Source organism: Streptomyces sp. NPDC024555 (assembly GCF_055559335.1).
Genome location: NZ_JBVHKV010000009.1, coordinates 326,802 through 343,268 on the forward strand (window position 1 = coordinate 326,802; position 16,467 = coordinate 343,268).

Consider the following 16,467-nt stretch of genomic DNA (forward strand, 5'->3'; position numbering starts at 1 on the left):
GCGGTTCGCGCACCACGCCGCCCGCCCCCGGCCGGGCGCCGCAATGGCGCAACCGGTACGGACCCGAACGGCCGGGCCCGGCGTACGACGGCGTGACCGAGCCCACCCCCCGTCCCGTTCGTACTCCTGTCGAACTCCCGCAACAATGTTCCCGTGATCACCTCGCCGTCCCGGAGCACGCAGCGTCGCACCGAGCCCGCCGCGACGCCGTACGTCGACCTGTCCCGGGCCGAGTGGAGCGCACTGCGCGACCGGACGCCGCTGCCGCTCAGCGCCGAGGAGGTCGAGCGGCTGCGCGGACTCGGGGACGTCATCGACCTGGACGAGGTCCGCGACGTCTATCTGCCGCTCTCGCGGCTCCTGAACCTGTACGTCCAGGCCACCTCCGGGCTGCGCGGCGCGCTGAACACCTTCCTCGGGGACGCCGGGAACGGGCACGGGGCGCAGCGCGGCACCCCCTTCGTCATAGGGGTCGCGGGCAGCGTCGCCGTCGGCAAGTCCACCACGGCCCGCATCCTCCAGGCGCTGCTGGCCCGCTGGCCGGAGCACCCCCGGGTGGAGCTGGTCACCACGGACGGCTTCCTGCTGCCGATGAAGGAGCTCCGCGCGCGCGGCCTGATGTCGCGCAAGGGCTTCCCCGAGTCGTACGACCGGCGGGCCCTGACCCGTTTCGTCGCCGACATCAAGGCCGGCAAGGACGAGGTCACCGCGCCCGTCTACTCGCACCTGATCTACGACATCGTGCCCGGCGAACGGCTCACCGTGCGCCGCCCCGACATCCTCATCGTCGAGGGGCTGAACGTGCTCCAGCCCGCCCTGCCCGGCAAGGACGGCCGCACCAGGGTGGGGCTCGCCGACTACTTCGACTTCAGCGTGTACGTGGACGCCCGCCCCGAGGACATCGAGACCTGGTACCTCAACCGTTTCCGCAAGCTGCGCGCGACGGCGTTCCAGGACCCCTCCTCGTACTTCCGGAAGTACACCCAGGTCTCCGAGGAGGAGGCGATGGAGTACGCGGCGACGATGTGGCGGACCATCAACCGGCCCAATCTCGTGGAGAACGTGGCCCCGACACGCGGCCGTGCCACCCTGGTGCTGCGCAAGGGCCCGGACCACAAGGTGCAACGGCTGTCGCTGCGCAAGCTCTAGGGGGACGGGCCCCGGGGCCGAGCCTTCCGAGGAGCGTCGTGCTGCATCTGCGCCTGATCGTCCCCGCCGGCCGCACCGGCGAGGTGACCGCTCTGCTGGAGTCGACGGTCGGCACCGCGCATCTGGTGGTCCTGCCCGGGGCCGCGCGCGACCCGGCGGGCGACGTGGTGCTCTGCGATGTGGCCCGTGAGGCCGGGGACGCGCTGATCGGGGAGCTGAGGGCGCTCGGGCTGGCCCGCTCCGGGGCGATCAGCGTGGAGAACACGGCCCTGACGCTGTCGGCCCGCGCCGACCGCGCCGAGGAGGAGGCGCCGGGCGAGGGCGCGGACGCCGTCCTGTGGGAGGAGCTGACCGACGTCACCCACGAGGAGTCGACGTTCAGCCTCACCTATGTGGCGTTCCTGTCCGTGGCGACCATGCTGGCCGCCTGCGGTGTGATGCTCGACAACGCGATCCTGATCGTGGGCGCGATGGCGGTGGGCCCCGAGTTCGGGCCGCTCGCCGGAATCTGCACGGCCCTGGTCCAGCGCGCGCCCCGGCTGGTGTGGCGCTCGCTGTGGGCGCTGGTCGCCGGCTTCGCGGTGGCGATGGCGTTGACGGTCGGCTTCGCCTATCTGATGGACGCCTTCGGGCTGTTCAACGCGTCGATGATCGAGGCGCCCCGGCCCAACACGTCGTTCATCTGGCAGCCCGACTGGATGTCGTTCGTCGTGGCGTTCCTCGCCGGAATCGCCGGAACGCTCTCGCTGACCTCCACCAAGTCGGGCGCGCTGATCGGGGTCGCGATCTCCGTGACGACGGTGCCGGCCGCCTCGAACGCCGCGATGGCCTTCAGCTACCGCGACTACAGCCAGATGACGGGCTCGGTCCAGCAGCTGCTGGCCAACCTCGGGGGCATCGTGCTGGCCGGAACGCTGACCCTGCTCGCGCAGAAGGGCCTGTGGGAGCTGGCCCTGCGCCACCACCGCAGGCACCCCGAGCGGTACGCCGAGAGCGGGGCGCGCCTGCCCCGGTGACGGCCCGGCAGGATCGGGCCCGCCGAGACTGCCGTGTTCGCCACAAGCGCCGGACACCCCACCGCTGCGACCCTCGGGGTCATGAACGAACCGGGGGAAGTGACCTTCCGCGTTCCCGCGCGGAACGTGTCGTGGTGGGGCTCCGCGGTCTGCGCGGTCGCGGCGGTCGTGGCCGTGCTGCTGGCCTGCCTCCGGCGGGACGTCCTCGGCGCCGCGTTCTGGGTGTGCGCGGTGATCGCGATGCTGGGGCCGGTCTTCCTGTACCTGGCCACCGCGCGGCTCACCGCCGACGCGTACGGTCTGCGCTCCCGGACCCTGCTGCGCCGCCGCACGGTGCCGTGGACCCGTGTCGTGGACCTGCGCCGCTACATCCAGTACGGGCGGCACACCGACATCCACCGCGTCAGCGTGCTGCTCGACAACGGGCGGACCTGGCGGCTGCCGATGCCGATGAGCGGCGAGGACCTCGGGCGGTTCGACGCGGAGCTGGCGGCGCTGCGCGCGCTGCACCGCCGTCACGGCACGGCCCCCGCGTCCGAGGAGGCGCCCGTCATCGCACGCGGCGCGGCGGGGCGCCGGGCCGTCCTCCCGTGGATCGTGGGCGCGGTGCTGCTCACCGCGTCGGGCGTGGCCGCGACCTACGTGGCGGACGCCGCCTCGGAACAGCGGGCGTGGCGGGCGGCCGTGCCGTGCACCCCCGCCACCCCGGCGGCCGGAATCCGTGACTGCCTGAGCACCCTGACGGGCGTGATCGAGCGGACCGACGTCAACCGGGGCAAGGGCAGCAGCTGGCTGTACTTCACCGGCGACCGCCCGCTCCACCGGCTCGGGGTCTCCCAGGACGACGCCGCCGCGTTCCGCTCCGGCGAGCAGGTCGAGCTGGTCTTCTGGCACGGCCGGCCGAGATCGGTCACCGGCGAGCACCACGTCTGGCACGACCACCTCACCGGCCCCGGGGAGATCGCCGTCTTCTCCGCCGTCTGCGCGCTCGGCGCGGGGTACGCGGGGGCGCTGCTGCTGATCCGCAGGCGCGGGCGGGGACTGCGGGACGACGAACTGCTGCCCTCGGCGCTGCCGTTCGCGGGCGCGCTGGCCGTCACGGCGGTGTGGCTGCTGCCCCTGTGCGCCCTGCACCCCACGGACCCGCTGGGCTCACCGCCCACCGTGATCTGGGCGGCGGCGGGCACGGCGGTGACCCTGGCCGCCCTCGTCCTGGCCTGGCGCGCCACCCGCGTCCGCGCACCGTCCGGGACCAGCCCGTCCCCCGCCCCGGACGGGCGGGACCACTTCCTGTCCGCCCGCTTCCTGGAGCCCACCGCGTACAACCCGCACCTCTTCGGGACCCATGTCGTCATCGGCGCCGGCCCGCCCGCCGTGACCCCGCACGCCGGCCCCGGCCGCTTCGCCGCCCGGCCGATCCCCGCGGAACGGCTCACGGTCGGGGAGATACGGCGGGCCCGGGGCGGCGAGGGCGACACCGTCCCCGCGAGCTGGCACATCGCCGAGATCGACGACGGCGGCGAGCCGGTGCGCCTGGCGGCCGCCCCCGCGGACCTGGCCGCGATCGTGGCCGCCCTGGAGAGCGCGCGCGGCACCGCGGAGGACTCCCCGGAAACGGGAACGACCCGGCCGTGAGACCGGGTCGTTCCGTGCCGTTCGGGTCCGCTCAGCCCAGCGCGGACTTCACCACATCGGCCAGCCGTCCGGCCACCGCGCGCGCCTGCTCGATGTCGGCGGCCTCGACCATGACCCGCACCAGCGGCTCCGTACCGGACTGGCGCAGCAGCACCCGGCCGGTGGAGCCCAGCTCGCGCTCGGCCTCGGTGACGGCGGCGGCCAGCTCCGGGGAGGTGTTCACCCGGGACTTGTCGACGTCCGGCACATTGACCAGGACCTGCGGCAGCCGCTCCATGACGCCGGCCAGCTCGGCCAGCGAACGGCCGGTGGCGGCGACCCGGGCCGCCAGCATCAGACCGGTCAGCGTGCCGTCGCCGGTGGTGGCGTGGTCGAGCACGATGACGTGCCCGGACTGCTCGCCGCCCAGGGCGTAGCCCTCGGCCTTCATCGACTCCAGGACGTAGCGGTCGCCGACGGCCGTCTGGACGAGCTGGATGCCCTCGCGCTCCATGGCCAGCTTGAAGCCGAGGTTCGACATCACGGTGCCGACCACGGTGTCCTTGCGCAGCTGCCCGGCCTCGCGCATGGCGAGGGCCAGCACGGCGAGGATCTGGTCGCCGTCGACCTCCTCGCCCGCCGCGTCCACGGCGAGGCAGCGGTCGGCGTCGCCGTCGTGGGCGATGCCCAGGTCGGCGCCGTGCTCGACGACGGCGGCGCGCAGCAGCTCCAGGTGCGTGGAGCCGCAGCCGTCGTTGATGTTCAGCCCGTCGGGCGTGGCACCGATGGTGACGACCTCGGCCCCCGCACGGGCGAAGGCCTCGGGCGAGACGTGGGCGGCGGCGCCGTGCGCCTCGTCCAGGACGACCTTGAGGCCGTCGAGGCGGTTGGGCAGCACACCGATGAGGTGGGCGACGTAGCGGTCGAAGCCCTCGACGTAGTCGGTGACGCGGCCGACGCCCGCACCGGTCGGCCGGCTCCACGGCTCGCCCGTGCGGTGCTGCTCGTAGACCGTCTCGATCCGGTCCTCCAGCTCGTCGGCGAGCTTGTGGCCCCCCCGGGCGAAGAACTTGACACCGTTGTCCGGCATGGCGTTGTGGCTGGCGGAGAGCATGACCCCGATGTCGGCGCCCAGGGCGCCGGTCAGATAGGCCACGGCCGGCGTCGGGAGCACGCCCACGCGCAGGACGTCGACGCCCGCACTGGCGAGGCCGGCCACCACGGCCGCCTCCAGGAACTCTCCGGAGGCGCGGGGGTCGCGGCCCACCACGGCCGTCGGCCGATGGCCTTCAAAGGTGCCCGCCTCGGCCAGTACGTGCGCCGCCGCGACCGAGAGTCCGAGCGCGAGCTCGGCCGTCAGGTCCGCGTTGGCGACGCCGCGCACGCCGTCCGTGCCGAAGAGTCGTCCCACTGGTGTCCTCCGAAGGTGCTCCGAAACGCAAAAACCAAAAATCAGACTAAGCAGCCAACAGGCCTATGAACGCCTTATGCCGTTATATGCCCGAGGCTGTCAATAAACGAACGCCCCGGCAGCACGAGGAGTGCCGCCGGGGCGAACGTGTAACGCGGTTGAGCAGGCGGTTTAGCGCTTGCTGTACTGCGGGGCCTTACGGGCCTTCTTGAGACCGGCCTTCTTGCGCTCGACCGCACGGTCGTCGCGGGAGAGGAAGCCGGCCTTCTTCAGCGTGGCGCGGTTGTTGTCCACGTCCGCCTCGTTCAGCGCGCGGGCCACACCGAGACGCAGGGCGCCGGCCTGACCCGAGACGCCGCCGCCCGAGATGCGGGCGATGACGTCGTAGCGGCCGTCGAGCTCGAGCACCTTGAAGGGCTCGTTGACTTCCTGCTGGTGCACCTTGTTGGGGAAGTAGTCCTCAAGGGTGCGACCGTTGATCTTCCACTTACCGGAGCCCGGAACGATCCGGACGCGGGCGATGGCGTTCTTGCGACGGCCCAGGCCGGCGGCGGGCTGCGGGTCACCGAAGCGGCCCGCGAGCGACTCGGAGGTGTACTCACCCTCGACGGGGACCTCCGACTCGAAGGTCGTCACCTCGGCGTAGGTCTCCTCGCCGTCGGTGCCCTCGATGGGCGTCTCAACAGTGGTCTCGGCCACGATTCTCCTCAGATCTTTCTTTACGTCTTTGGGGGGAGGCCGGAACTACTGCGCGACCTGGGTGATCTCGTACGGGACCGGCTGCTGCGCAGCGTGCGGGTGCTGGTCACCCGCGTAGACCTTCAGCTTCGAGATCATCTGGCGGCCCAGGCTGTTCTTGGGGATCATGCCCTTGATGGCCTTCTCGACGGCCTTCTCGGGGTTGTTCGCGAGCAGGTCGTCGTACCGCACGGAGCGGAGACCGCCCGGGAACCCGGAGTGGCGGTACGCCATCTTCTGGGTCCGCTTGTTGCCGGACAGGTGAACCTTGTCGGCGTTGATGATGATGACGAAGTCGCCCATGTCCATGTGGGGGGCGTAGATCGCCTTGTGCTTACCCCGGAGGAGGTTGGCGGCCGTGGTGGCCAGACGGCCCAGGACCACGTCCTGCGCGTCGATGATGTGCCACTGGCGAGTGACATCGCCGGGCTTGGGGCTGTACGTACGCACTTCGTAGCCTTCGCTTCTTCAGTGGATGAGGGCACATGGCACCCCTGAAGCGATCATGCAGCTGGAGCTCACAATGCCGGGACGAGCCCGTATGCGAGCCACTGGGAACTGCTCCAGAGAACCTGCGTCAGGGCCTAGCCCATACGCATAACAGTGCAAGAGCCTACCCGGCCGTACCCGGACGGGTCAAAACGGGGTCCCCGGGCGGGGCGCACCCCGCGCGGGCACCCCGCCCGCCCCGCCCCGGAGGGGCTACCGCACCCGTTCCACCCGTCGTTCGTCCCACACCGGCTCGCGGGTCTCGCGGACGACCCCGTCGGAGCCGAAGACCAGGAAGCGGTCGAAGGACTTCGCGAACCAGCGGTCGTGGGTGACGGCCATCACCGTGCCGTCGTAGGCCTCCAGCCCGTCCTGGAGGGCTTCGGCCGATTCCAGGTCGAGGTTGTCGGTGGGCTCGTCCAGGAGCAGGGCCGTGGTGCCGGCCAGCTCCAGGAGGAGGATCTGGAAACGGGCCTGCTGTCCGCCGGACAGCTTCTCGAACGGCTGGTCCCCCTGCCGCTCCAGCTCGTACCGCCGCAGCACCGACATCGCCGCGCCCCGGTCCTTCGCGTGCCCGGTCCACAGGATGTCGACGAGCGTGCGGCCGAGCAGCTCCGGATGGGCGTGGGTCTGGGCGAAGTGGCCGGCGACCACGCGGGCGCCGAGCTTCCACTCCCCGGTGTGGGCCACGGGCTCACCGGCCAGCAGCCGCAGGAAGTGGGACTTGCCGGAACCGTTGGAGCCGAGGACGGCGACGCGCTCGCCGTAGTAGATCTCCAGGTCGAACGGTTTCATCAGACCGGTCAGCTCCAGACCGGTGCAGGTCACCGCCCGCACCCCGGTCCGCCCGCCGCGCAGCCGCATCCGGATCTCCTGCTCGCGCGGCGGCTCCGGCGGCGGTCCCGCCTCCTCGAACTTCTTGAACCGGGTCTGCATCGCGTGGTAGCGGTTGGCCATGTCGGGGCTGTTGGCCGCCTGCTGCCGCATCCGCAGGACGAGGGCCTTCAGCCGGGCACGTTCCTCCTCCCAGCGGCGCAGCAGCTCCTCGAAGCGGGCGAAGCGCTCCTTGCGGGCCTGGTGATAGGTGTCGAAGCCGCCGCCGTGGACCCAGACGTCGCTGCCGGCCGGACTGGGCTCGACGCTGACGATCTTCTGGGCGGCGCGGGAGAGCAGCTCCCGGTCGTGGGAGACGAAGAGGACCGTCTTGCGGGTCTCCCTCAGCTTCTCCTCCAGCCAGCGCTTGCCGGGGACGTCGAGATAGTTGTCCGGCTCGTCGAGGAGCAGCACCTCGTCCGGGCCGCGCAGCAGCGCCTCCAGCACGAGCCGCTTCTGCTCACCGCCGGAGAGCGTGCGCACCTCGCGGAACTGCGCCTTCTCGTACGGGACGCCGAGCGCCGCCATCGTGCACATGTCCCAGACGGTCTCGGCCTCGTAGCCGCGCACCTCCGCCCAGTCGCTGAGCGCCTGCGCGTACGCCATCTGCGCGGCCTCGTCGTCGACCGTGAGGATCAGCTCCTCGGCCCGGTCGACGGCCTCGGCGGCCTTCCGGATGCTGGGCTGGGCGACCGAGACGAGCAGGTCGCGCACCGTGCGCTCGTCGCGCACCGAGCCGACGAACTGCCGCATCACCCCGAGCCCGCCGCTCACCGAGACCGAGCCGCCGTGCGGCTGGAGCTCTCCGGAGAGCAGGCGCAGCAGGGTGGTCTTGCCGGCGCCGTTCGCCCCGACGAGGGCGACCACCGCCCCGTCGGCCACCCGGAACGAGGCATCGCCGAGCAGCACCCGCCCGTCCGGTAGGTAGTACTCCAGATGACCCGCTTCGAGATGTCCCATGCACAGCATTGTCACGGGCGGGGAAGCGCAGGCCCAACCGGTTTAGGATTCGCCGCATGAGCTTTGGGCAAGGGGGGCCCTCGTGGGGGCCCGGGAGCAATGGGACTCCGGACTGGGCGGCGCTCGCGGACGCGTCCGCCGCACGCGCCAGGCGCAAGAGGTGGCTGATGATCGGCGGGGGCGCGCTGGCCACCGCCGCGGTGGCCGCCATCGTGGCCACGGCGGTCATCTCGACCAACAAGAACGGCTCGGGCGGCACCTCGGGCAAGCACGCGAGCGAGCTGCCGTCCGCCTCCGACCTGCCCAGCGAGACGGCGCAGCCGGAGCCCTCCTTCTCCTCGGTGGCACCGCCGCCCCCGCCGGATCCGAAGGACTACATATCCGATGTGAAGAAGGACCGGGCGCCCGTGACGGTCGACGCCTTCTTCCCGGGCAAGAAGCTCACGATGGGCGACCGCGTGTACGCCAAGGGCGCCACGCACCACACCCCGAAGTGCGCCACCGCCACCCAGGGGGCGCTCGGCTCGATCCTCGTGAACAACGGCTGCGACCAGGTCATCCGGGCCACGTACAGCCGTGACGGCGTCGCCGTGACGCTGGGTCTCGCGGTCTTCGAGACGGAGGCGCAGGCGAAGAAGGCCGCGCAGCAGGCCAGCGGCTCGGTCGCCTCGCTCAGCGGCTCGGGCGTCCCGGTGTTCTGCCGGGGCGGCGCGGTCTGCCGCCGCACCGCCAACTCCTACGGCCGGTACGCGTACTTCGCGATCAGCGGCTTCACCAACGGCAAGAGCGTCACCAAGGCCGACAAGAAGGTCTTCGCGGTCGGCGACGACCTGACCAACTTCACCTTCCGCCAGATCCGCCACCGCGGCGAGGTCCAGGCCTCGGCGGCCGCCACGGCGCCGGCGAGCTGACCCCCTCCGGCCCGGTCGGGTCCCGTCTCCCGGATGCGAAGGACCGCTGTCGTGCGTCTCTTCTTCCTCGTCGCCTTCCTGCGCATCCTGCGCCACCGCGACGCGGTCGGTGCCGATCTGGCTCCGGACGAGGCCGTCGTCGTGGACCCGCCGGATCCCGCGCTGCGGGCCGCGCTCGGCGCGGCGGCGGCGGGGCGGCACGGGCCGGCGCGCGAGCTGCTGGCGGCGACCCGGGCGCATGCGCAGTGGGAGCGCCGGGACGCGTACGTGGGGCGGCTGGCCCGGACGGCGCTGCACCACGACGGCTGGCTGGACGCCTGGCTGGAGGAGGCGCCGCAGGACCCGGACGCCCTGCTGGTGGTCGCCGACCTCCAGCTCCACCAGGCGTGGAAGGTCCGCACGGGGGCCCGCGCCCGGGACGTCGAGCGCGACCGCTTCCAGGCCTTCTTCGCCCTGCTGGAGGACGCCGTCCCGGTCATCGGGGCCGCCGCCGAGGCCAATCCGGCCGATCCGGTGCCCTGGCGGGTGGCGCTCGCCCACGCCCGTTCCATCCAGGCCCCGCGCGAGGTCTTCGACTCCTATCTCGCGGAGGCGGTGGCGCGCGATCCGCACCACTTCGGCTGCCACGCGCAGGCGCTCCAGTACCTGACCGCCCGGTGGTACGGCTCGCACGAGGAGATGTTCGGGTACGCCGAGCGCGTCGCGGACTCGGCCCCGCCCGGCTCCCGGCTGCACGCCCTGCCGCTGCGGGCGGCGCTGGAGTACCGGCTGGCCGGGGACGAGGGGCCGCCGGACCCCGATCCGTACGCCGCCCGGGTGGACGCCGCCCTGGACCGCGCCCGGGACCTCTCGGACACCTACGCCGGGGCGGGCGACCACGAGGCCGCCGGATTCCGCAACGAGACGGCCCTGCTGCTGATCCTCCTGGACCGTCCCGAGGAGGCCCTGGACGTGTTCCGGGCCATCGGGGTGCACGCCACGGAGTACCCGTGGAACCGGCTCGGCGAACCGCGTACCGAGTTCCTGGAGGCCCGCTCCGAGGCCCGGCTCGATCTGGCGGCGGAGATCCCGTTCTTCGCCCGCCCGCCCGAGGCCCCGGCGCCCGTGCCCGACTGGGCGGCGCTCGTCCCGCGCGCGGTCGCGCTCGTGCCCGTGCCCCCGGCCGAGGTCGCCCAGGCGGCCCTGCTGTGCGGGGTCTCGCTGCGTACGGCTCCGGCGGGCGAGGGCGGCAGCTATGTGGAGGTGGCCGCGGAGACCGCCCCGGGGCGGCGGGCGGCGCCGCTCCCGCACGAACCGCTGACCGCGGCGGCGGAGACGTTCACGACCGGGGAGAGCTGGCCCGCGCTGGTCCTGCACCGCGCCCCGGGGCGCACCGGCGTCACGGCGCTCCACCAGGGCCGCCGGGTCGTCGCGCACACCTGGGACGCCGAGGCGCCCACCGCCGACCACACCGATGTGCAGGAGGCCGCCGGGGAGCTGGCCCGGCTCTACGGGCTGACGGATCCGCGCCCGCTGGCCCACATCCTGCGCGCCACCGCCGACCCGGCACGCCACCAGGCCGATCTGGTGACCGCCCTGGGGCTGCCGCCCGTCCCGCCCGGCTTCGGCGGGGACACCGAGATCCTGGGCGCCCTGCCGGGGGCGCGGGTGCAGGCCCGCCGCTCCATCCTGGCCGGGATGCGGGACACCGTGCGGACCCGGGCGGGCGACCATCCGCCGGCCGGGGGCCGTGCGGCGCGTACGCCGCGCTGGTGGGTGACGCGCACGGCCGCGCTGGCCGTGGCCTCGGCCGGGGCGGCGCTCGCCTGGTGGAGTCCGGACGTGGGCTGGTTCCGGTCCTCGCTGCTGAGCGCCGCCGCGCTCGCACTGGCCGGGGTCCTCGGGGCGGCGCTCGCCGGCCGCCGCCGCGATTCCTGAGCGGCGCTCAGCAGCAGCCGGCCCCCGGCAGGGTCCGCACGTTGCGTGCCTCGACGGCGCGGGCCGCGAGCAACGCGTCGGCCGGATAGGCGACTTCCTCCAGGGTCAGCCCGTGCGGCCGCACCACATGGACCCCGGGATCCCGCACCCCGGCGGCCAGCACCTCGGCCGGCCACGGCGCCGGGCGCCGCCCGTCGCCGACGAAGAGCATCGCCCCGACCAGCGCCCGCACCATGTTGTGGCAGAAGGCGTCGGCCTGCACGGTCCCGGTGAGCGTCCCGGAGGCCTCGTCCCGTACCCAACTCAGCTTCTGGAGCGTCCGGATGGTCGTGGCACCCTCGCGCTTCCTGCAGTACGCGGCGAAGTCGTGCTCCCCCGTCATGAGCGCCGCCGCCTCGTTCATCGCGTCGGCGTCCAACGGCCGGTCGTGCCACAGGACATGACCCCGCACCAGGGGATCGGCGCCGCCCGGCCGGTCGGAGACCCGGTAGGCGTACCGCCGCCACAGCGCCGAGAAGCGGGCGTTGAACCCCGCGGGGGCCTCGGCGATCCGCCGGACCCGTACGTCCGGGGCCATCCGCCCGGCCAGCCGCCGCAGCAGCTTGTCCCCGTGCTCGGCCCAGACCTCCGCCGGCAGGTCGACGTGCGCGACCTGGCCGCGCGCGTGCACCCCGGCGTCGGTGCGCCCGGCGACCGTGAGGTCGAAGGTGCGCGGAGAGCGCGTCACGGTCCGCAGCGCGTCCTCGATCTCCCCCTGCACCGTCCGCCGGCCGGTCTGTTTCGCCCAGCCGGAGAAGTCCTTGCCGTCGTAGGCCAGGTCCAGCCGCACCCGTACGAATCCGGGCTCCACCACATCACTCACACCAGCGATCCTCTCACCCCGGCCGGACAGCGGAACGGGCCCGCACCGCCCCGAGGGGTGGTGCGGACCCGTTCCGGAGAACTCAGAACGCTCAGGCGTCCTTGGACTCCTCGGCCTCGACCGGAGCGGCGTCCTCGACGGACTCGACCGGGGTCTCGTCCTTCTTGGCCGCCTCTTCCTTGACCGCACGCTTCGTGGCGGCCTCGGCCTCACCGGTGGCCTGCTGGGCCACGGTCAGCGCCTCGACCAGCTCGATGACGGCCATCGGGGCGTTGTCGCCACGACGGTTGCCGATCTTGGTGATGCGGGTGTAACCACCGGGGCGGTTCTCGTACCGCGGGGCGATCTCGGTGAAGAGCGTGTGGACGACGCCCTTGTCCGTGATCGACTGCAGCACCAGGCGACGGTTGTGGATGTCGCCCTTCTTCGCCTTGGTGATGAAACGCTCGGCGACCGGACGCAGGCGACGGGCCTTGGCCTCGGTCGTGGTGATGCGGCCGTGCTCGAACAGCGACTTCGCGAGGTTGTTGAGAAGAAGCTTCTCGTGCGCGGCGCTGCCGCCCAGACGGGCACCCTTGGCGGGCTTCGGCATGGTGTTTCTCCTTGAGTGCTGCACCGGCCGTATCAGGTACCGGTGTCAGTTCCCGCACGGCGGTCGCCGTACGGAAGTGTGTGCTGTCGCCCGGTCCGGGGCGCCCGTCGCAGGACGGGCGCCCCGGCCGGAGGCGACTCAGTACTGCTCGGTCTCCACGAAACCGGCGTCCGCGTCGTCGTCGGCGCCGAAGGCGTCGGCGGCGGCGGTCGGGTCGAAGCCGGGAGGCGAGTCCTTCAGCGCCAGGCCCATACCGGCCAGCTTCGCCTTGACCTCGTCGATCGACTTCGCACCGAAGTTGCGGATGTCGAGCAGGTCCGCCTCGGAGCGGGCCACCAGCTCGCCCACCGAGTGGATGCCCTCGCGCTTGAGGCAGTTGTACGAGCGGACCGTGAGCTCCAGCTCCTCGATCGGCAGCGCCAGGTCGGCCGCGAGCGCGGCGTCCGTCGGCGACGGGCCCATGTCGATGCCCTCGGCGTCGATGTTGAGCTCGCGCGCCAGGCCGAACAGCTCGACCAGGGTCTTGCCGGCCGACGCCATGGCGTCACGGGGACGCATGGCCTGCTTGGTCTCGACGTCGACGATCAGCTTGTCGAAGTCGGTGCGCTGCTCGACACGGGTCGCCTCGACCTTGTACGTGACCTTGAGCACCGGCGAGTAGATGGAGTCGACCGGGATCCGGCCGATCTCCTGGCCCACCTGCTTGTTCTGGACGGCGGAGACGTAGCCGCGACCGCGCTCGACGGTCAGCTCCATCTCCAGCTTGCCCTTGCCGTTCAGCGTGGCCAGGACGAGGTCCGGGTTGTGGACCTCGACACCGGCCGGCGGGGCGATGTCGGCAGCGGTGACCAGGCCGGGGCCCTGCTTGCGCAGGTACATCACGACCGGCTCGTCGTGCTCCGAGGAGACGACCAGCTGCTTGATGTTGAGGATGAGGTCGGTCACGTCCTCCTTGACGCCCGGCACGGTGGTGAACTCGTGCAGGACACCGTCGATGCGGATGCTGGTGACAGCGGCACCCGGGATCGAGGAGAGGAGCGTGCGGCGCAGGGAGTTGCCGAGCGTGTAGCCGAAGCCCGGCTCCAGCGGCTCGATGACGAACCGCGAACGGAACTCGTCAACGACCTCTTCGGTCAGCGACGGACGCTGAGCGATAAGCATGTGTGAATCCTTCAGTCGTGGGCGCCCACTATTTGACGCCCGACAGATGAAACAAGGATACGGGCGGCACACCCCCGCAGGGGGCATACCGCCCGTACCCACGCTTCTGCCGTACGGCCGTCACCGGCCGTCACGGATCAGACGCGGCGACGCTTCGGCGGACGGCAGCCGTTGTGCGGCGTCGGGGTGACGTCCTGGATCGAACCGACCTCCAGGCCCGTGGCCTGCAGGGAGCGGATCGCGGTCTCACGGCCGGAGCCGGGACCCTTGACGAAGACGTCGACCTTGCGCATGCCGTGCTCCTGCGCGCGGCGGGCGGCCGACTCGGCGGCCATCTGCGCGGCGAAGGGGGTGGACTTGCGCGAGCCCTTGAAGCCGACGTGGCCGGCGGAGGCCCAGGAGATCACGTTGCCCGAGGGGTCCGTGATCGAGACGATCGTGTTGTTGAACGTGCTCTTGATGTGCGCGTGGCCGTGAGCGACGTTCTTCTTTTCCTTGCGACGCACCTTCTTGGCTGCGCCCTGACGACCCTTGGGGGGCATGTCTTGACTCCAGATGGAGAGGGGAGGTGATCGGTCCTACAGCGAAGACCGCTGGTTGCTGCGTCTGTCCGGAGGTCCGGACGTGCGCAGTGCGTCCGCTGAGGACTACTTCTTGCCGGGCTTCTTCTTGCCGGCGATCGCGCGACGCGGACCCTTGCGGGTACGGGCGTTCGTGCTGGTGCGCTGACCGTGGACGGGCAGACCGCGACGGTGGCGGAGACCCTGGTAGCAGCCGATCTCGACCTTGCGGCGGATGTCGGCCTGGATCTCGCGGCGGAGGTCACCCTCGGTGCGGAGGTTGGCGTCCACGTACTCGCGGATCTTGACCAGGTCCTCTTCGGCCAGGTCGCGAACGCGGGTGTTCGGGTTCACGCCGGTGGTGGCGAGGATCTCCTTGGACCGGGTGCGCCCGATGCCGAAGACGTAGGTGAGGGCAACCTCCACGCGCTTGTCGCGCGGGATGTCAACACCTGAAACGCGTGCCATTCAATGGCTCCAGTTGTCATTTCGGGGGTCTTCCGCAGAACCACTCCCGACCGCCGACCTCTCGCTGGGAGAGGTGGTACGCCCGGGTCCCCGGCCCCCGCCGGAGGTGTCGTCAGCCGTGGCTTGGACGGGCTCTGCGTATGTACGTATTGCGTGCGTCGCGCGAAGTACTGCGAGATGCAGGGGGTCGTGCGTCAGCCCTGGCGCTGCTTGTGGCGCAGGTTGTCGCAGATGACCATGACCCGACCGTGGCGGCGGATCACCTTGCACTTGTCGCAGATCTTCTTGACGCTCGGCTTGACCTTCATGGGATGTCAGGTTCTCCGGGTCAGTGCCGCCACCCCGCGCGAGCGGGATGAAGACAAGATCTACTTGTAGCGGTAGACGATCCGGCCACGCGTCAGGTCGTACGGAGAGAGCTCCACCACGACCCGGTCGTCCGGGAGGATTCGGATGTAGTGCATCCGCATCTTGCCGGAGATGTGCGCGAGGACCTTGTGACCGTTCTGGAGCTCCACCTTGAACATGGCGTTCGGGAGGGACTCGATCACGGTGCCCTCAATTTCGATGGCACCTTGCTTCTTGGCCACGCTTCGCCTTTCGAATCGGCTACCTTGATCGACTCTCCACCGCCGTATGCGGACACACGGATGCACGAGAGCCGACGAGTCAGTCTACGTCAGCGGACTCCAAAAGACGAATCCGTCAAGTTTGCCCAGCGCCGGAGATCCTTAGACCTCCGGCGGGCCACCGAATCAGCCCAGCGGGTCCGGCGCCGCCTCCACGCCGTAGCGGGCCAGGCGCTCACGGCCGCAGTCGGGGGCGGTCAGCACCAGCGGACCCTGTTCGGTGAGGGCGATCGAGTGCTCCCAGTGCGAGGACCAGGTGCCGTCGGTGGTGATGACGGTCCACTCGTCCTCCAGCACCTCGGTGTGCGGGGTGCCCAGCGAGACCATCGGCTCGATGGCCAGGCAGACGCCCGGGACCAGCTTGATGCCCTTGCCGCGCTTGCGCGCGACGTAGTTCAGCAGATGCGGGTCCATGTGCATCTCGGTGCCGATGCCGTGCCCGCCGTAGTCCTCGATGATCCCGTACTTGCCGGTGGCCGGACGGGGCTGGCGGCGGATGTAGGTCTCGATCGCCCGGGAGATGTCGACCAGCCGGCTGTTCACCTTCATCGCGGCGATGCCGGCCCACATCGACTCCTCGGTCACCCGGGACAACTCGACGAGCTCCGGAGCGTGACCGGTGCCGACGAAGGCCGTGTACGCGGCGTCGCCGTGCCAGCCGTCCACGACGGCGCCGGCGTCGACGGAGATGATGTCGCCGTCCTTGAGGACGGTCTTCTCGTCCGGGATGCCGTGGACGACGACCTCGTTGACCGAGGTGCAGATCGTCGCGGGGAATCCGCCGTACCCCAGGAAGTTCGACTTCGCCCCGTGCTCGGCGATCACCTTGCGCGCGACCTCGTCCAGGTCCCTGGTGGTGGCGCCGGGCACCGCCGCCTCACGGGTGGCCGCGTGAATGGCAGCGACCACCAGCCCCGCCTCACGCATCTTCGCGATCTGCTCGGGGGTCTTGATCTGCACCATTGCGCGGCGCCTTTCTGCATACGGTGACGGGGGCGGCCTACTCAACGATACGGCCGCACGCAGTCGGGGGGGGGGGGGGGGGGGGGGGGGGCGCGGGGGGGGGCGGCGGGGGGGGGGGGGGGGGGGGGGCGGGGGGGGGGGGGCGGGGGGGGCC

At 71.7% G+C, this 16,467-nt stretch carries 17 protein-coding genes; 5 read left to right on the forward strand and 12 right to left on the reverse strand.

The annotated features are described in order from the left end of the window. The first annotated feature begins 153 nt into the window (after positions 1-153). The 3 genes from coaA (at position 154) to ACZ4FH_RS18290 (ending at position 3,800) form a co-directional block, all read left to right on the forward strand. On the forward strand, positions 154-1,149 hold the full coding sequence (gene coaA / locus ACZ4FH_RS18280) for a type I pantothenate kinase (RefSeq protein ID WP_383639952.1): 996 nt from the start codon (positions 154-156) through the stop codon (positions 1,147-1,149). A gap of 38 nt (positions 1,150-1,187) precedes the next feature. Continuing rightward, positions 1,188-2,165, forward strand: a complete 978-nt coding sequence (locus ACZ4FH_RS18285) for a DUF389 domain-containing protein (RefSeq protein WP_467305774.1) — start codon at positions 1,188-1,190, stop codon at positions 2,163-2,165. 81 nt (positions 2,166-2,246) lie between these two features. Continuing rightward, positions 2,247-3,800 (forward strand): PH domain-containing protein, encoded by a 1,554-nt coding sequence (locus ACZ4FH_RS18290; protein WP_467305776.1) that lies wholly within the window; start codon positions 2,247-2,249, stop codon positions 3,798-3,800. A 31-nt stretch (positions 3,801-3,831) separates the two neighbouring features. Here ACZ4FH_RS18290 and glmM read toward each other — a convergent pair whose 3' ends face one another. The 4 genes from glmM to ACZ4FH_RS18310 form a co-directional block, all read right to left on the reverse strand. Beyond that, the gene (gene glmM, locus ACZ4FH_RS18295; protein WP_467305777.1) at positions 3,832-5,190 is read right to left on the reverse strand and encodes a phosphoglucosamine mutase; all 1,359 of its coding nucleotides are present in this window, start codon (positions 5,188-5,190) and stop codon (positions 3,832-3,834) included. Positions 5,191-5,361: 171 nt separating this feature from the next. Next, a complete protein-coding gene (gene rpsI / locus ACZ4FH_RS18300; RefSeq protein ID WP_383639963.1) occupies positions 5,362-5,889 on the reverse strand; it encodes a 30S ribosomal protein S9 in 528 nt (175 codons plus the stop codon). A gap of 45 nt (positions 5,890-5,934) precedes the next feature. Beyond that, positions 5,935-6,378, reverse strand: a complete 444-nt coding sequence (gene rplM, locus ACZ4FH_RS18305) for a 50S ribosomal protein L13 (protein ID WP_018101206.1) — start codon at positions 6,376-6,378, stop codon at positions 5,935-5,937. Positions 6,379-6,630: 252 nt separating this feature from the next. Next, on the reverse strand, positions 6,631-8,259 hold the full coding sequence (locus tag ACZ4FH_RS18310; RefSeq protein WP_383640152.1) for an ABC-F family ATP-binding cassette domain-containing protein: 1,629 nt from the start codon (positions 8,257-8,259) through the stop codon (positions 6,631-6,633). A 47-nt stretch (positions 8,260-8,306) separates the two neighbouring features. Between ACZ4FH_RS18310 and ACZ4FH_RS18315 the strand changes: the two genes are divergently transcribed. Both ACZ4FH_RS18315 and ACZ4FH_RS18320 read left to right on the forward strand, forming a co-directional pair. Continuing rightward, positions 8,307-9,161, forward strand: coding sequence for a hypothetical protein (locus ACZ4FH_RS18315; RefSeq protein ID WP_467305778.1), 855 nt, complete (start codon positions 8,307-8,309; stop codon positions 9,159-9,161). A 51-nt stretch (positions 9,162-9,212) separates the two neighbouring features. After that, complete coding sequence (locus tag ACZ4FH_RS18320) at positions 9,213-11,078, forward strand: hypothetical protein (protein ID WP_467305779.1); 1,866 nt, start codon at positions 9,213-9,215, stop codon at positions 11,076-11,078. Positions 11,079-11,085: 7 nt separating this feature from the next. Here the strand turns inward: ACZ4FH_RS18320 and truA are convergent, their stop codons facing one another. From truA to map, 8 genes are all read right to left on the reverse strand, one after another. Beyond that, the gene (gene truA / locus ACZ4FH_RS18325) at positions 11,086-11,940 is read right to left on the reverse strand and encodes a tRNA pseudouridine(38-40) synthase TruA (protein WP_467305781.1); all 855 of its coding nucleotides are present in this window, start codon (positions 11,938-11,940) and stop codon (positions 11,086-11,088) included. A 91-nt stretch (positions 11,941-12,031) separates the two neighbouring features. Continuing rightward, positions 12,032-12,532 carry a 50S ribosomal protein L17 gene (rplQ, locus tag ACZ4FH_RS18330; protein WP_467305782.1) on the reverse strand — a complete coding sequence of 167 codons (501 nt, stop codon included), beginning with the start codon at positions 12,530-12,532 and terminating at the stop codon, positions 12,032-12,034. Positions 12,533-12,670: 138 nt separating this feature from the next. Then, entirely contained in the window at positions 12,671-13,693 is a 1,023-nt protein-coding gene (locus ACZ4FH_RS18335; RefSeq protein ID WP_003966937.1) for a DNA-directed RNA polymerase subunit alpha, read from the reverse strand. A gap of 137 nt (positions 13,694-13,830) precedes the next feature. After that, positions 13,831-14,235, reverse strand: coding sequence for a 30S ribosomal protein S11 (gene rpsK, locus ACZ4FH_RS18340; RefSeq protein ID WP_003956432.1), 405 nt, complete (start codon positions 14,233-14,235; stop codon positions 13,831-13,833). A 105-nt stretch (positions 14,236-14,340) separates the two neighbouring features. Then, positions 14,341-14,721: a 30S ribosomal protein S13 gene (gene rpsM / locus ACZ4FH_RS18345; protein ID WP_383639977.1), complete on the reverse strand. Its 381-nt coding sequence runs from the start codon at positions 14,719-14,721 to the stop codon at positions 14,341-14,343. A gap of 194 nt (positions 14,722-14,915) precedes the next feature. Beyond that, positions 14,916-15,029 (reverse strand): 50S ribosomal protein L36, encoded by a 114-nt coding sequence (gene rpmJ, locus ACZ4FH_RS18350; protein ID WP_003956441.1) that lies wholly within the window; start codon positions 15,027-15,029, stop codon positions 14,916-14,918. Positions 15,030-15,089: 60 nt separating this feature from the next. Continuing rightward, complete coding sequence (gene infA / locus ACZ4FH_RS18355; RefSeq protein ID WP_003956442.1) at positions 15,090-15,311, reverse strand: translation initiation factor IF-1; 222 nt, start codon at positions 15,309-15,311, stop codon at positions 15,090-15,092. 165 nt (positions 15,312-15,476) lie between these two features. Next, positions 15,477-16,313 (reverse strand): type I methionyl aminopeptidase, encoded by an 837-nt coding sequence (gene map / locus ACZ4FH_RS18360; protein WP_467305785.1) that lies wholly within the window; start codon positions 16,311-16,313, stop codon positions 15,477-15,479. Between the last annotated feature and the right edge of the window lie 154 nt (positions 16,314-16,467).

Bases quoted from the DNA above. Each gene is read 5' to 3' on its own strand.
- ACZ4FH_RS18290 (WP_467305776.1), top strand. From the start codon at position 2,247: ATGAACGAACCGGGGGAAGTGACCTTCCGCGTTCCCGCGCGGAACGTG.
- ACZ4FH_RS18310 (WP_383640152.1), bottom strand. From the start codon at position 8,259: ATGCTGTGCATGGGACATCTCGAAGCGGGTCATCTGGAGTACTACCTA.
- ACZ4FH_RS18315 (WP_467305778.1), top strand. From the start codon at position 8,307: ATGAGCTTTGGGCAAGGGGGGCCCTCGTGGGGGCCCGGGAGCAATGGG.
- rplQ (WP_467305782.1), bottom strand. From the start codon at position 12,532: ATGCCGAAGCCCGCCAAGGGTGCCCGTCTGGGCGGCAGCGCCGCGCAC.
- ACZ4FH_RS18335 (WP_003966937.1), bottom strand. From the start codon at position 13,693: ATGCTTATCGCTCAGCGTCCGTCGCTGACCGAAGAGGTCGTTGACGAG.
- rpsK (WP_003956432.1), bottom strand. From the start codon at position 14,235: ATGCCCCCCAAGGGTCGTCAGGGCGCAGCCAAGAAGGTGCGTCGCAAG.
- rpsM (WP_383639977.1), bottom strand. From the start codon at position 14,721: ATGGCACGCGTTTCAGGTGTTGACATCCCGCGCGACAAGCGCGTGGAG.
- rpmJ (WP_003956441.1), bottom strand. From the start codon at position 15,029: ATGAAGGTCAAGCCGAGCGTCAAGAAGATCTGCGACAAGTGCAAGGTG.
- map (WP_467305785.1), bottom strand. From the start codon at position 16,313: ATGGTGCAGATCAAGACCCCCGAGCAGATCGCGAAGATGCGTGAGGCG.